This window comes from Micromonospora matsumotoense, from assembly GCF_050951065.1.
Lineage (GTDB): Bacteria > Actinomycetota > Actinomycetes > Mycobacteriales > Micromonosporaceae > Micromonospora > Micromonospora matsumotoensis.
The window spans coordinates 6,074,622-6,089,007 of sequence record NZ_CP192025.1; the positions used below are offsets into that span (position 1 = coordinate 6,074,622).

A 14,386-nucleotide genomic window follows, 5' to 3' on the forward strand; every position below is an offset into this window, starting at 1 on the left:
GGCGGGAGTGTCGGCGGTGACGCCGGCACCGGCCGGGCGGTTCCGGCATCGGCGCCGGGCACCGGCACGGCACCTTGGGCAGGATACGTAATCCTGACGCTCAGCACTACCGTGCGTCTCCCGGCGTCACCACTGCGTCGTCGCCCCCGAATTGGCCGATGCGCTCCGGCGGATCGGCCCGCAACCGGGTTGATCAGGCATCGACGACACCCGGCGCAGCACCCGGCGACCCATCGGCCGGCACCGGGAACCAGCGGAAAAAACGTGCGCGGCGCTACCGCCCCGATCGATCCCGCGCGGACGACGTGACCGTTTCGTCACTATCGCGTCCGGCTCCGGCGGAGGAAATTCGCCGGATCGGGATTGGTGATCAGTGCGGGGAGGGAATACCGCAGGGCGAAGGAGGAGCCATGTCGCCCACGCAGATAGTCCTACTGGTTCTCGTCGTACTGGTGGTGGCGGCGCTGGTCGCCGTGGCCGTGGTGGCCAACCGCCGGCGTGCCCTCAGGTCCCGGTTCGGCCCGGAGTACGACCGGGTGGTCGCGGAGCAGGACAGCCGCGGCGCCGCCGAGCGGGAACTGCGCGAACGGGAGCGCCGGCACGCGGAGCTGGCGCTCACCCCGCTCAGCCCGCAGGACCGGGCCCGTTACGCCGCCGCCTGGGAGGAGCTCCAGGTCCGCTTCGTCGACTCGCCGGCCGAGACCGTCGGCGACGCCGACGAACTGGTCAGCCGGCTGATCGCCGACCGGGGCTACCCGACCGGGGAGTTCACCGAGCAGGTCGCCCACCTCTCCGTCGAGCACGCCCGCACCCTGACCCACTACCGGGAGGCGCACGAGATCCGGCTGCGCAACGAGCGCGGTGAGGCCGGCACCGAGGACCTCCGCCAGGCCGTCGTCCACTACCGGGCCCTCTTCGCCGACCTGCTCGGCGAGGAACCGGTCGGGCACCGCCCGGCGGAGCAGCAGCACCCGGACAGCCCGCAGGACGCCACCACCCGCTGAGGAGAACCCCACCATGCGCCAGGACGAGCAGCAGCTCAACAACGACCACCCGGAGGTCGTCCGGTCCACTCCGGTGGCGGTGCCGCCCCCGGACGCTCTGGACACCGACACCGACACCGCCGGCCGGCACGGCAGGGACCGGCACGCCGGGACGCCGGAGGACGCGCTCGACGACCGGGGCACCTTCGACGAGCCGACGGCCGCCGACGACCCGCACAGCACCCGTCCGTACCCCCTGGACGACGCCGACCGGGACGGCGTGGCCGACCGGGACCTCGCAGCCGACCGGGACGGCGTGGCCGACCACGACGGTGACCGTCGGCCGGAGTTCCACGAGCCGGCTCCCCTGCCGACCGCCTTCGGGGCGACCAGCGTGGGCGACGCGGTGGCCGCGTCGGCCCTGGCCGGCGGGCGACCGCAGGACGAGCGGGACGCCCGGGACGAGGACACCGTCGCGCCCGGCGACGGGGCGCCAGGGCAGACCGGGCCGTTCGACGACGAGCGGGCCGACCCGACCGCGGCCGACCGGCTGCACGACCGGGACCGCTGGTCGTCCGGGGCCACCGACCCGCACCCCACCACGCAGGACACCGACCTGCCGGAGAGCACCACCGATCCGGACGTCACGACCGGCCCGCACACCACCGCCGACGACGGCATCGCGACCGGCCCGGACACCACCGTCGACCCGGACACCACGGCCGGCGGCGGCATCGCGACGGCGGCAGCCGGCGGAGCGGCCGGCGCGGTGGCTGCGGCGGACGCCGGTCGACCGGCCGCCGGAAACGTGCCCAGCGACGCCGCCAGCCTGTTCGAGGCGGACGCCGCGCAGGGCTTCCGGGACCGGTGGCGTGACGTCCAGCTGCGGTTCGTCGACGACCCCCGGGCCGCCGTCGGTGAGGCGCAGTCACTCGTCGAGGAGGCGATCCGGGCCCTGTCCGAGGCGCTCGCCGCGCAGAAGGAGAAGCTGGGCGGCTGGCAGGGTGCCGGTGAGGCCGACACCGAGCAGCTCCGGGTGGCGGTCCGCCAGTACCGCGACTTCCTGGACCGGGTGCTGGGTCGCTGAGCCGGCACCGGACGGCCGGCCACCGCCGCGCGGCACCGGACCGGCACCCCGGTCCCGGTCCGGGGTGCCGCCGCTGACCGGCCACCCGACAACCCGCACCAGATCCGACGACCACCGCTGCACCACTCGACGCCCCGGCCGGAGCCCCTCCCGCCGGGGCGTCGTCGGATCACCGCCGATGGGACCCGGACGGGCGGCGTGAAAGGTCGCACGAGGGGTAATAGCGCACCCGGCGAGTGCCGACAGCGCAGGCGAGTGCCGACAGCGCATCGGAAGGGTGGCGGGCGATGGACGGTGCCGGGCTCAGACTGAACATGAACGTGCTGGACTACGGGATCCTGGCGCTCTACTTCGTCACCGTGCTGGGGGTCGGCTTCGCCGCCCGCCGGGCGATCCGCACCAGCGTCGACTTCTTCCTCTCCGGGCGCTCGCTGCCCGCCTGGGTGACCGGCCTGGCCTTCGTCTCGGCCAACCTGGGCGCCCTGGAGATCATCGGGATGGCCGCCAACGGCGCGCAGTACGGCATCATGACCGTCCACTACTACTGGATCGGCGCCGTGCCGGCGATGATCTTCCTGGGCATCGTGATGATGCCGTTCTACTACGGCTCCCGGGTCCGCAGCGTCCCCGAGTACCTGCGGCTGCGGTTCAACCGCCCGACCCACCTGCTGAACGCGATCAGCTTCGCGGTGGCCCAGGTGCTGATCGCCGGGGTCAACCTGTACGCGCTGGCGCTGATCATGCAGGCGCTGCTCGGTTGGCCGCTCTGGCTGGCGATCGTCATCGGCGCGGCGATCGTGCTGGCGTACATCACCGTCGGCGGGCTCACCGGCGCGATCTACAACGAGGTGCTCCAGTTCTTCGTCATCGTGGCCGGTCTGGTGCCGATCACCGTCATCGGCCTGGTGAAGGTCGGCGGCTGGTCCGGCCTGATGGACTCGGTCCGCGACTCCAAGCTGGGCGAGGCCGGGCTGCACGCCTGGGAGGGCACCGGCAGCACCGCCAACCCGCTCGGCGCGCACTGGCTGGGCATCGTGTTCGGGCTCGGTTTCGTGCTCTCCTTCGGCTACTGGACCACCAACTTCGCCGAGGTGCAGCGGGCGCTGTCGGCCAAGAACATGAGCGCCGCCCGGCGTACGCCGATCATCGCGGCGTACCCGAAGCTGGTCATCCCGGTGGTCACCGTGGTCCCCGGCCTGATCGCGCTGGTCACCGTCAAGGGGCTGGGCGCCGAGTCCGGTGACCTGGTCTACAACAACGCCATTCCGCTGCTGATGCGGGACCTGCTGCCCAACGGGGTGCTCGGGATCGCGGTCACCGGCCTGGTCGCCTCGTTCATGGCCGGGATGGCGGCCAACGTCAGCGGCTTCAACACCGTCTTCACCTACGACATCTGGCAGGCGTACGTCCGCAAGGAGCGGCCCGACGAGTACTACCTCCGGGTCGGTCGGATCGCGACCGTGGCCGGGGTGCTGGTGGGCATCGGCACGGCGTTCATCGCCGCCGGCTTCAGCAACATCATGAACTACATCCAGGCGCTCTTCTCCCTGTTCAACGCCCCGCTCTTCGCCACCTTCATCATCGGCATGTTCTGGAAACGGATGAGCGCGCTGGCCGGGTTCTGGTCGCTGCTGGCGGGCACCCTGGCCGCGCTGGCGACCTACCTGCTCTACAAGGCCGGCGTGGTGCACTTCAACTCCGACCTGGAGGAGAGCTTCTGGGGGGCGGGCATCGCGTTCGTCACGGTCGCCGTGGTGGCGGCGGTGGTCACCCCGCTGACCCGGCCCAAGCGGGCCGAGGAGTTGGAGGGCCTGGTCTACGGCATGGGCGGGATCGACCTCAGGGGCGACGTGCTCGCCGGGGACCAGGTCTGGTGGCGGTCCCCGGTGCTGCTCGGCGCCCTCGCGCTGGTGCTGGCCGTGCTCTTCTACATCCCGGTCTTCTGAGCCCGGTCCGTCACGAGAGGGAGGCCCAGGACATGGACCAGCACAGCGAGCGGGCGCACGATCCGCAGATCAAGGAGACCGAGAACGAGCGGAAGCGGTCCGCCGCCGCCCGGCTGTTCGACATCCGACGGGTGATCGGTGGCCTCTTCGTCGCGTACGGGGTGATCGTCGGCCTGGTCGGTCTCTTCGACTCGGCTGCCGAGATCGACAAGGCGCAGGGCGTCCGGATCAACCTGTGGGCCGGGCTGGCGATGCTGCTGTTCGGGCTGTTCATGCTGGCCTGGCAGTGGCTGCGTCCGGTGGTGCCGCCCACCACCGAGGAGGCCCGGGAGGTCTGATCGGCCCCCGGCATGGCGTCGCCCGGACGGGGTACCCGGGGCGTGGGAACGCGTCTGGGGACAGGAGGGCGGCACCATGACCGATCGTGACCGGAACCGACCGTTGGAGGAGCGCCCGGAGGTGGCCGACGCGGTGGCCGACGACACCACCGTGCCGCAGTTGGCCCGGGCGGGTGGCACCGACCCGGCCAACCCGTCGTTCGTCGAGCCGGCCGGGCGGTCAGCCACCGGTGGCCAGACCGAGGAGCTGATCGGTGACCCGTACGGGGCCGGCACCGGAGCCACCGGGACCGGCACCGGAGCCGGTGGGGACAACATCCGGACCGGGGCCGAGCAGCCCTGGGAGCCGGAGGACCTGGTCATGGCGCGCGGGCAGGACCTGACCCCGGCGAACCTGGAGCGGGCCCGCCGGGACCTGGCCGAGCTGGGCCGGGCCGCGGTGGAGCGCACCGTTCCCTGAGCCCTGCTGCGCTCTGAGCCCTGCCGCTCTGCTGCTCTGCTGCTCTGAGCCCTGGCCCTGCGGGTTGCGCATTTGCGCCCTGCGCTCCTGCCCGAGCGGCCGTGAGCACGGGCCCGGGACACGGGTGGGCCCCCGGCCCGACCTTTCGGTCGGACCGGGGGCCCGGGTGCGCCCGCCGCGTCAGTGCCTCACTCCAGCCGCGGCGGGCTGGTTCGTCAGAGCGCCGGGTAGGCGTTCTTCATGAGCTCCTGGAACTGGGCGGAGAACCAGGCGCCGGAGATCGGCGCGTTCGGCAGGGCACCGCTCATGCTGTTGCCGTTGCGGGCGTTACCGGTGTAGGTCGGGTCGCACATCCGGTCGAAGCCCTTGCCCTCGTTGTTCGGGATGAGGGAGCTGGAGCCGTCGGACTCACCCGGGGGCTTCACCCAGACGTAGGCGTCGATGCCCGGCTCGGGGCTGGCCTTCGGCCGCTCGCCGAGACCCGCACCGACCTGGTTGCACCAGTTGCCGGCGTGGAAGCGACGGTCGACACGACCACCGTTGACGTAGGTGTCGACACTGGTCGACGCACCCGGACCGGTGGGCCGGGCGGTGCCGCCCCAGCCGTTACGGGAGGTGTCGATCAGCATGCCGATGTTGCTGTTGAAGCCGACCGAGACCAGCTTGGTGCGGAACGCCTGGGCGAAGGTCAGCTCGTCGACGTAGAAGTTCCAGTCGATCCACTTGGACTGGCGGACGGTCTGGCCGTTCACCGTGTCGGTGATCTTGATGTACGGCTCCTTCAGGGCGGAGTAGTTCGCCGTGTTGGTGATGAAGCCGTGCACGTAGTTCACGTTGCTGCCGGAGGCGACGGCGGCGGTCTTCAGGACGTCGGCGGTCGGGCCGAAGTTGGTGTCCCAGCCCAGCCAGCCGTGGTGGCCGGCGTCGATGTAGTTGTAGACGCTGCCGATCGGGCCCAGCTTGGACAGGGCGTAGCCGACGCCGTTGACGTACGCGCCGTTGGCCTTCACCACGTCACACTGCACGGTGCCACCGGCGTTGCCGGAGGTGTTGGTGACCAGGTTCGGCAGCGAGTCGATCTCGATGATGTTGATGATCCGCAGGCTGGCGTACTTCGGGTTGCTCTGGATCGCGGCGATCGGGTCGATGTACTCCGCCTTGTAGCGCGGCAGTTCGTCGGCCGCCAGCTCACCGTTGGAGGCGAGCGCCGAGCAGTCCCGGCCGGGCAGGTTGTAGATCACGAACTGGATGTAGCCGGCACCCTGGGCGAGGGCGGCGTCCAGGTGGTCCTTGACGCCCATCGCACCGTTGGAGCTGCTGTCGGTGGTGCCGTTGATCGCGGCGATCCGGTCCAGCCACACGGCGGTCGGGTTGTTGGAGACCCGGCTGCCACCAGCCTCGGCGTCCGCCTTGGCCTTCCACTCCGGGTTCACGTAGCCCTTGACCCCGACGTACGGGTTGTCCACCTTCTGCCCCGGAGGAGGCGTGGTGGGCGGAGGCGTGGTGGGCGGCGGGGTGGTGGGCGGAGGCGTGGTCGGCGGCGGGGTCGTCGGCGGAGGCGTGGTCGGCGGCGGCGTGGTGGGCGTGACGCCACCGTTGCAGACCACCCCGTTCAGCGTGAACGAGGTGGGCTTCGGGTTGCTGCCGCTCCACGAGCCGTTGAAGCCGATGGTGGCGCTGCCCCCACTAGCGAGCGAGCCGTTGTACGACTCGTTGGTGACGGTCACGTTCTGACCGCTCTGCGACCACTTGGCCGACCAGCCCTGCACCACTCGCTGGCTGCTGTTGGGGAAGGTGAAGCCGAGGTTCCAGGAGCTGATCGGGTCACCGACGTTCCGGATGGTGATGCTCCCGGTGAAGCCGCTGGACCAGTCGTTGGTGGTGTAGTCGATGCTGCACTGGGTGGCGGCCTGCGCCGCGGTGACCGGGATGGTCACGAGCCCGCCCGCGACCAGCACGCTCGCCCCGGTGATGGCGAACGCCCGGCGTCGGGCGGACAGACTTCTCCACAGATTCATGCCTTTTGCACTCCTTGGGCGAGACCGGCACCGCGTGGGGACCGGCAAGTGGCGCGTGAGCGTCCTGGGGTACGGACGACCCCGGCGCCAACGGGACATCTCGGGGGGTGCCCGACCCGGAGGACGGGCGTGGTGGTGGTGAGCTGCACCGGCCCCGTGGGACCGATCGGCGGCGACGTCGCCCGGTGCACCGGTTGCCCTCGACATCTGCCGTGCGCGGTGTGGCTCCCCGAACCGCGTGCAGCGATTCTTGCATGGGAGCGCTTCCATGGCAATGGCTCGATACCTCGCGGCAACCTGGCCGCAACGCCCGGACCGACACTCAGGCCCTGACGAGCCTATCCCCGCCCAGCTCGGCCGGCAGCACTCCAACCGCGCGTCGAGGCGGCAATGCCGACACAAGCGCTCTAGCTCTCTTAAGCCCCGGATGATCGGTAAAGCCGAAAACACGAATCTTTCCCCGAATAAGTCATGAAACCGTCTAACGTCGGTCATAGCTCGACTGTCGTCGGGCTCAGGACAACAGGGGATGGAGTGACGCAGGTCATGGCTAACAAGATGCTCGGGAAGGTTGTCGCGGGTGCCGCTCTCGGTGGCGCGTCCCTTCTGGTGTTCACGCCGGGGATCGCGTTCGCGGATGGTCACCACGACGGCGAGAGCCGGGACGGCAAGGTCATCGCCAAGCCGCACGTCGTCAAGCCCGGCGAAGAGGTCAAACTCATCGCCATCTGCCCGGAACCGCAGGAACACGCCTTCGTCTGGTCCAAGGTCACCGGCAAGGTCAAGCTCAAGCCCGCCGAGGGTAAGGGCGAGGAGCACGGCAAGGGCGAAGAAGGCAAGGGCGAAGAAGGCAAGGGCGAAGAAGGCAAGGGCGAGGAGCACGGCAAGGGCGAAGACCACGGCAAGGGCCCCGACGGCAAGGGCCCCGACGATGACGGCCCCAAGCCGCAGCCGCCGGCCGAGGGTGGACAGCCGCCGGCCGACGGTCAGGGCGGTGGCTTCATGGCCGCCGACCAGGGCCCGGACCACGGCGGCAAGGGCGAGGAGGGCAAGGGCGAGGAGCACGGCAAGCCCGGTGAACACGGCAAGCCCGGCGCGGGCGAAGAGTCCGGCGAACACGGCAAGCCCGGCGCGGAAGAAGAGCACGGCAAGCCCGGCGCGGGCGAAGAGTCCGGCGAACACGGCAAGCCCGGCGCGGAAGAAGAGCACGGCAAGCCGGGCTACGGCGAGGAGTCCGACGAGGGCGACTGGCTGGGCCACGACGAGTACGGCCAGGACGAGGAGTCCGGCTACGGCAAGGACGAGGGTGGCTGGGAGCACAAGAAGGACTTCGTCTACTACGGCGAGGCCAAGGTCTCCGAGGACGCCCGTCCGGGCAAGTACGAGTTGGAGGGCTCGTGCGGCGAGGGCGAACTGGTCGTCCTGCCGAAGGGGCACGTCGACGGCGGCGACGGTGGGATGACCACCACCGGTGCCGACCGGAGCATGGTCGCCGGTGGGGCGGGCATGATCGGCGCGGCAGCCCTCGGCGGCATCGTGCTGATGCGTCGGCGTCGGGCCGATGAGCTCGGCTGACCCGACGGCGACACGGGCCGGCGGCCGTCACGGGAGACCGTGGCGTGCCGCCGGCGCGGCCGTCGTCGTCCTGCTCGCCATGGCCGGCTCCGGCATGGTCGGCGCGTCCCTGCGCACCACGCCCCCGCCGCGTCCCCCACAACCGGCGGCCCAGGCCGCGCCGCAGACCGCCCCGGCGACCACCCCCGCCGAGGACACCGGGCCGGTCGACGACCCGGACGCCCAGGTCCCCGCCGACGCGAGCGTGCCGCCGGGCCCCGATCCGCTGCCCCGGTCCGCCCCCACCACCATCGCGATCCCCCGGATCGCGGTCAACGCGGAGATCATGCCGCTGGGCACCAACCCGGACGGCACGGTGCAGGTGCCCCCACTGGACCAGGCCCAGCGCGCCGGCTGGTACGAGCCGGGCGTCAGCCCCGGTGAGACCGGCAACGCGGTGGTCGTCGGGCACGTCGACTCGGCGAAGCTCGGGCCGGCGGTCTTCTTCCAACTCGGCGCGCTCCTGCCGGGCGACACCATCACGGTGTCCCGGGCCGACGGCGTCGTCGCCATCTTCACCGTCGACGAGGTGAAGGCGTACCCGAAGGCGCAGTTCCCCACCGAGCAGGTGTACGGACCGAACGACCGGCCCGGCCTGCGGGTGGTGACCTGCGGCGGCCAGTTCGACCAGGGCGTCGGCAGCTACCAGGACAACGTGATCGTCTTCGCCTCGCTGACACCCTGACCCGACCGCGCCCGGCGGTGCCCCGCTGCCGGCCGCACCGGTGCCGCGCCTGCGGCGGGACGACGGTCCCGCCGCAGGCGCGGTCGGCGTACGGTCAGGCGGCGCCGGACGTCCGGACCAGGGTGCGGATCTGCCGCAGCAGCACCGACAGCGAGGCGAGGTCCGCCCGTGACTCGTCGAACTCCCCCATCGCCCGGTGCGCCCGGTGGATCGAGGTGGCGTTCGACTGTTCCCACTGGAGCACCCGCTCCTGTGGCGGCAGGTCGCCCGAGGTGGATTCGAGCACCTCCCCGGTGAGCGCGGCCAGCGCGGCGTACAGGTCGTAGCGCAACGCCATCCGGGCCAGCGTCTGCCAGCGGTCCTCCCGCGGCAGCAGGGAGATCTTCGACAGCAGCGAGTCCACCCGGAACCGGTCGGAGAGCACGAAGTAGACCGAGGCCACCTCGCCGACGTCCCGCCCGCTGGTGCGCGCCGTCTCCACCACGTCCAGCAGCCCGAAGCTGTACATCAGCCGGGTCGCCTGCTCGGCCAGGCCGGCCGGCAGCCCTCGGGCGGTCATCGCGTCGATGTGCGCCCGCAGCGACTCCCGCTCGCTGCCGTGGAACCGGTCCTGCAGGTCGGGCAGCAGCCGGGCCACCCCGTCGCGGAGCCGCTCGATCTCGGCCGGCACGTCGATCGGCGAGCGCCGGTTGGTCACCAGCCAGCGCACCGCCCGGTCGAGCAGCCGCCGGGTGTCCAGGTAGACGCTGGTCTGCAACTCCGGCGAGACCTGGTTGTCCAGCGCCTCGACCGCGGCCCACAGCTCCCGCAGCCCGAAGACCTCCCGGACCACCACGTACGCCCGGATCACGTCGGCCGCCGACGCGGCCGTCTCCTCGACGACCCGGAAGACGAACGAGATGCCACCCCGGTTGATCGCCTCGTTGACCAGCACCGTGGTGACGATGTCCCGGCGCAGCCGGTGCTGGGCCATCCGGTCGGCGAACCGCTCGCGCATCGGCGTCGGGAAGTACTTGACCAGGACGTCGGTCGTCCACTCCTCGTCCGCGAGGCCCTCGGCGAGGATCTCCCGCTCCAGCGAGATCTTCACGTACGCGAGCAGCACCGCGAACTCCGGCGCGGTCAGCCCGGACTCGGTGCGTACCGCCAGCTCCTCGTCCGGGGGCAGCGCCTCCAGCGCCCGGTCGAGCTGGCCGGCCCGCTCCAGCCCGCTGATCATCCGGCGGTGCACCGGCAGCAGCGAGGCGGCCTGGGCCTGCGAGTTGTTGATCGCCCGCGCCTGGTCGTAGTTGTCCCGCAGCACCAGCTCGGCGACCTCGTCGGTCATCTGGGCGAGCAGCTCGTCGCGGGCGGGGACGTCCAGCGCCCCGTCGGCGACCGCCGTGTTGAGCAGGATCTTGATGTTCACCTCGTGGTCGGAGCAGTCCACCCCGGCCGCGTTGTCGATGAAGTCGGTGTAGATCCGGCCACCGGTCTGCGCGTACTCGATCCGGCCGTGCTGGGTGCAGCCCAGGTTGCCGCCCTCGCCGACGACCCGGCAGCGCAGGCTCCTGCCGTCCACCCGGATCGCGTCGTTGGACTTGTCGCCCACCTCGGCGTTGGTCTGGCTGGACGCCTTCACGTAGGTGCCGATGCCGCCGTTCCAGAACAGGTCCACCGGCGCGGTGAGGATCGCCTTCATCAGCTCCGGCGGGCTGAGCTGGGTGACGTCGTCGGCCAGGCCGATGGCCGCCCGCACCTGCGGGGTGATCGGGATGGACTTCGCACCCCGCGGGAAGATCCCGCCGCCCTCGGAGATCAGCTTCGGGTCGTAGTCCTCCCAGGACGAGCGGGGCAGGTCGAACAGCCGCTGGCGTTCCCGGAAGGAGGCGGCGGCGTCCGGGTCCGGGTCGAGGAAGATGTGCCGGTGGTCGAACGCGGCCACCAACCGGATGTGCTCGGAGAGCAGCATCCCGTTGCCGAACACGTCGCCGGACATGTCGCCGACGCCGACCACGGTGAAGTCGGCCGTCTGGGTGTCGTGGCCCAGCTCGCGGAAGTGCCGCTTGACCGACTCCCAGGCGCCCCGGGCGGTGATGCCCATCTTCTTGTGGTCATAGCCGGCGGAGCCGCCGGAGGCGAACGCGTCGCCCAGCCAGAAGCCGTGCGCCGCCGAGATCTGGTTGGCGATGTCGGAGAACGTCGCGGTGCCCTTGTCCGCCGCGACCACCAGGTAGGGGTCGTCGGGGTCGTGCCGCACCACGTCCACCGGCGGCACGATCTCCCCCGAGACGATGTTGTCGGTGACGTCGAGCATCGCGCCGATGAACTCCTGGTAGCAGGCGACCGCCTCGTCCCGGTCCCCCGGCTTCTGCTTCAGCACGAAGCCGCCCTTGGCACCGACCGGCACGATCACCGCGTTCTTCACCATCTGCGCCTTGACCAGGCCGAGCACCTCGGTACGGAAGTCCTCCCGCCGGTCGGACCAGCGCAGCCCGCCCCGGGCCACCGGCCCGTACCGCAGGTGCACGCCCTCGAACCGGGGCGAGTAGACGAAGATCTCGAACTTGGGCCGGGGCGCCGGCAGGTCCGGAATGGCCTGCGGGTCCAGCTTGAACGCCACGTACGGCTTGGGTCGCCCGTCGGCGCGCTTCTGGTAGAAGCTGGTCCGCAGGGTGGCCTGCATCAACGTCAGGTAGGCGCGCAGGATGCGGTCCTGGTCGAGGCTGGCCACGTCGTCCAGCGCGACACCGATCGCGTCGACCAGCTCGCCGCTGCGCTCCTGCCGCTGCGCGGTGCTCCGCCCGTCCGGGGCGAACCGCACCTCGAAGAGTTCCACCAGCAGCGCGGCGATCTTGGGGTAGGCGATGAAGGTCTGCTCCATGTACTCCTGGGAGAAGACCGCACCGGTCTGCCGCAGGTACTTCGCGTACGCCCGCAGCACCACCACCTGCCGCCAGGTCAGCCCGCCGCGCAGGACCAGCTCGTTGAAGCCGTCCACCTCGGCCTCGCCCCGCCAGGCGGCGGCGAAGGCGTTCTCCACGTGCGGGCGCACCTCGGCCAGCTCCTGGTGCCCCTCGGGCAGCCGCAGCCCGAAGTCGTAGAGGAAGACCCGGCCGTCGATCCGGTCCACCTCGTACGGGTGCTCGTCGACCACCCGGACGCCGAGCGAGTGCAGCACCGGCAGCACGGCGGAGAGCATCATCGGCTCGCCGTACCGGTAGACCTTGAACCGGACGTCCATCGCCTCGTCGGCGCCGACGTCGCGCTGCCCCGGCCGGGGCGCCCACTGCTTGCGGAACAGGTGCATCTCCAGCTGGCCGGGCTCCTCCAGGAGTTCCAGCTTGGCCAGGTCCTTCATCGCCTCGTACGGCGTGTGCCCGTCCTTGTAGCCCTCCGGGAACGCGTCGGCATACCGGATGAACAGGTGCTTGGACTGCTCGTCGCCGAGCTTGCGTTCCAGCACCAACCGGTAGTCGTCGTCCCAGAGCCGGGTGGCGTCGGCCAACTCCTCGGCGAGCAGGTCGGCGTCGATCTCCCCGGGCGGCCGGTGGGGGTCGGTCCGGACGATGAAGTGCACCCGGGCCAGCATCGACTCGGTGACCCGGGTGGTGTAGTCCACCCCGATCCCGTTCAGCTCACGCAGCAGGATGTCCTGCATGCGCAGCCGGTTCTGGGTGGTGAACCGGTCCCGGGGCAGGTAGATCAGGCAGGAGATGAACCGCCCGTACGCGTCGCGGCGCAGGAACACCCGCAGCTGCCGGCGGCCGGCCATCCGCAGCACGCCGACCACCGCGTGGTAAAGATCGTCGGTCTTGATCTGGAACAGCTCGTCGCGCGGGTAGGTCTCCAGGATCTGGAGCAGGTCCTTGCCGGAGTGGCTGCGCTGGCTCAGCCCGGAGCGGTCCAGCACCTCGGCCACCTTGCGGCGGACCACCGGCAACTCCCGCACGCTGGTCCGGTAGGCGGCGGTGGAGAACAGGCCCAGGAACCGCCGCTCGCCGACCACCCGGCCGGCCTCGTCAAAGATCTTGAAGCCGATGTAGTCCAGGTAGGCCGAGCGGTGCACGGTGGCCCGGGAGTTCGCCTTGGTGATGATCAGCAGCCGCTTCTCCATCACCTTCTCGTGCGCCTCCGGCGTCATCGACGACAGCGCGCGCGCCTCGGGCGAGTCCGACCGCAGGATGCCCAGGCCGGTGCCGAGCACCGCCTCCAGCGCCGGGCCGTCCTGCCCGTCGGAGTCGACCAGCCGGTACTCCCGGTAGCCGAGGAAGGTGAAGTGGTCGTGGGCCAGCCAACGCAGCAACTCCACCGAGTCGGTGATGTCCTTCTCCGGCACCGGTGGGCGGTCGTCCGCCGTCCGGGCGGCGGACAACTCGTCGGCGAGCGCCAGGGCCCGCTGACGCATCTTGGGCCAGTCCTCGACGGCCTCCCGCACATCGGTGAGCACCCGCTGCAACTCGCGGCGCAGCCTGTCCCGCTGGTCGGCGTCGCGGACCGGGTCGATCTCGATCCGCATCCAGCTCTCGACCAGGTCACCGGCGATCGCGTCGTCCGGCTCCACGTCGGCGGAGACCTCGGTCAGCCGGCCCAGCGGCTCCCGCCGGACCACCACCAACGGGTGCACCAGCAGGTGTACGTCGAGGTGGTGGGCGTTGAGCAGGGCGGTCACCGAGTCGACCAGGAAGGGCATGTCGTCGGTGACGATCTCGACGACGGTGTGGTGCTGGTCGGCGTCGGGTGAGTGGATGCGCAGCTTCAGCTCGCCCGGCACCCGCTGCTGGGCCAGGTCGCGGTGCGCCCGGGCGGCATCGAGCATCTCCTCGGCGGTGAAGCCGATCAGTTCCTCGTCCGGCGCGAACCGCCAGAACCGACCCACCAGGGTCGCCGCGTCGTGGTCGTCACCGGCCAACGCCACCGCCTGGGCCACCAGGCGCTCCGCGTTGGGCACCGGCTCGTCGAGTTCGGCGTCCTCCACGTCGTCGCCGAGCGCTTCCATCGGAAGCCCCAGGTCGTAGAGGGTGTCGATGCTCGAACCGGTCAACCCGGTCACTCCTGTGTCGAGTCGACCGTAGCCGTCCCCGTCGATCGGCGGGCTGTCCCCGTCGGTCGCCGAATCGAAGCTGTCGTCCCGGCCGGTCTCAGTCTGCCGGAGGTCGGGTCCCGGTTTGATCGCCGGACGCCGGTCCATGGGTGCCACTCCCCTCGACGACCCACCGCGTTGTGGGTCACTCTGCCGCCCCACCTTAGGCCCTGCCGTTTCGGTCATCGGTCGG

General features: G+C 71.1%; 9 protein-coding genes. 7 read left to right on the forward strand and 2 right to left on the reverse strand.

The window, feature by feature from the left end; translation table 11 throughout:
• Positions 1-410: 410 nt before the first annotated feature.
• The 5 genes from ACQP1S_RS25810 to ACQP1S_RS25830 all read left to right on the forward strand — a co-directional run bounded on the left by ACQP1S_RS25810 (position 411) and on the right by ACQP1S_RS25830 (position 4,814).
• A complete protein-coding gene (locus ACQP1S_RS25810; protein ID WP_432900143.1) occupies positions 411-1,004 on the forward strand; it encodes a hypothetical protein in 594 nt (197 codons plus the stop codon).
• Positions 1,005-1,017: 13 nt separating this feature from the next.
• On the forward strand, positions 1,018-2,070 hold the full coding sequence (locus ACQP1S_RS25815; RefSeq protein ID WP_432900145.1) for a hypothetical protein: 1,053 nt from the start codon (positions 1,018-1,020) through the stop codon (positions 2,068-2,070).
• A 287-nt stretch (positions 2,071-2,357) separates the two neighbouring features.
• A complete protein-coding gene (locus tag ACQP1S_RS25820; RefSeq protein WP_432900147.1) occupies positions 2,358-4,016 on the forward strand; it encodes a sodium:solute symporter family protein in 1,659 nt (552 codons plus the stop codon).
• Between the two features lie 32 nt (positions 4,017-4,048).
• The gene (locus ACQP1S_RS25825) at positions 4,049-4,354 is read left to right on the forward strand and encodes a hypothetical protein (RefSeq protein WP_432900149.1); all 306 of its coding nucleotides are present in this window, start codon (positions 4,049-4,051) and stop codon (positions 4,352-4,354) included.
• Positions 4,355-4,430: 76 nt separating this feature from the next.
• Entirely contained in the window at positions 4,431-4,814 is a 384-nt protein-coding gene (locus ACQP1S_RS25830; RefSeq protein WP_091250341.1) for a hypothetical protein, read from the forward strand.
• 215 nt (positions 4,815-5,029) lie between these two features.
• Here the strand turns inward: ACQP1S_RS25830 and ACQP1S_RS25835 are convergent, their stop codons facing one another.
• The gene (locus ACQP1S_RS25835) at positions 5,030-6,832 is read right to left on the reverse strand and encodes a glycoside hydrolase family 6 protein (RefSeq protein ID WP_432900151.1); all 1,803 of its coding nucleotides are present in this window, start codon (positions 6,830-6,832) and stop codon (positions 5,030-5,032) included.
• A gap of 534 nt (positions 6,833-7,366) precedes the next feature.
• Between ACQP1S_RS25835 and ACQP1S_RS25840 the strand changes: the two genes are divergently transcribed.
• Both ACQP1S_RS25840 and ACQP1S_RS25845 read left to right on the forward strand, forming a co-directional pair.
• Complete coding sequence (locus ACQP1S_RS25840; protein ID WP_432900153.1) at positions 7,367-8,407, forward strand: hypothetical protein; 1,041 nt, start codon at positions 7,367-7,369, stop codon at positions 8,405-8,407.
• Positions 8,394-9,131 (forward strand): class F sortase, encoded by a 738-nt coding sequence (locus ACQP1S_RS25845; RefSeq protein WP_432900155.1) that lies wholly within the window; start codon positions 8,394-8,396, stop codon positions 9,129-9,131. The genes ACQP1S_RS25840 and ACQP1S_RS25845 overlap by 14 nt, the downstream gene beginning before the upstream one ends.
• Before the next feature lie 94 nt (positions 9,132-9,225).
• Here the strand turns inward: ACQP1S_RS25845 and ACQP1S_RS25850 are convergent, their stop codons facing one another.
• On the reverse strand, positions 9,226-14,301 hold the full coding sequence (locus ACQP1S_RS25850; RefSeq protein WP_432900157.1) for an NAD-glutamate dehydrogenase: 5,076 nt from the start codon (positions 14,299-14,301) through the stop codon (positions 9,226-9,228).
• Positions 14,302-14,386 lie beyond the last annotated feature (85 nt).

What these genes read in the sequence shown, in the direction of transcription:
- ACQP1S_RS25810 (WP_432900143.1), top strand. Translation starts at nt 411, where the DNA reads ATGTCGCCCACGCAGATAGTCCTACTGGTTCTCGTCGTACTGGTGGTG.
- ACQP1S_RS25815 (WP_432900145.1), top strand. Translation starts at nt 1,018, where the DNA reads ATGCGCCAGGACGAGCAGCAGCTCAACAACGACCACCCGGAGGTCGTC.
- ACQP1S_RS25820 (WP_432900147.1), top strand. Translation starts at nt 2,358, where the DNA reads ATGGACGGTGCCGGGCTCAGACTGAACATGAACGTGCTGGACTACGGG.
- ACQP1S_RS25825 (WP_432900149.1), top strand. Translation starts at nt 4,049, where the DNA reads ATGGACCAGCACAGCGAGCGGGCGCACGATCCGCAGATCAAGGAGACC.
- ACQP1S_RS25830 (WP_091250341.1), top strand. Translation starts at nt 4,431, where the DNA reads ATGACCGATCGTGACCGGAACCGACCGTTGGAGGAGCGCCCGGAGGTG.
- ACQP1S_RS25835 (WP_432900151.1), bottom strand. Translation starts at nt 6,832, where the DNA reads ATGAATCTGTGGAGAAGTCTGTCCGCCCGACGCCGGGCGTTCGCCATC.
- ACQP1S_RS25845 (WP_432900155.1), top strand. Translation starts at nt 8,394, where the DNA reads ATGAGCTCGGCTGACCCGACGGCGACACGGGCCGGCGGCCGTCACGGG.
- ACQP1S_RS25850 (WP_432900157.1), bottom strand. Translation starts at nt 14,301, where the DNA reads ATGGACCGGCGTCCGGCGATCAAACCGGGACCCGACCTCCGGCAGACT.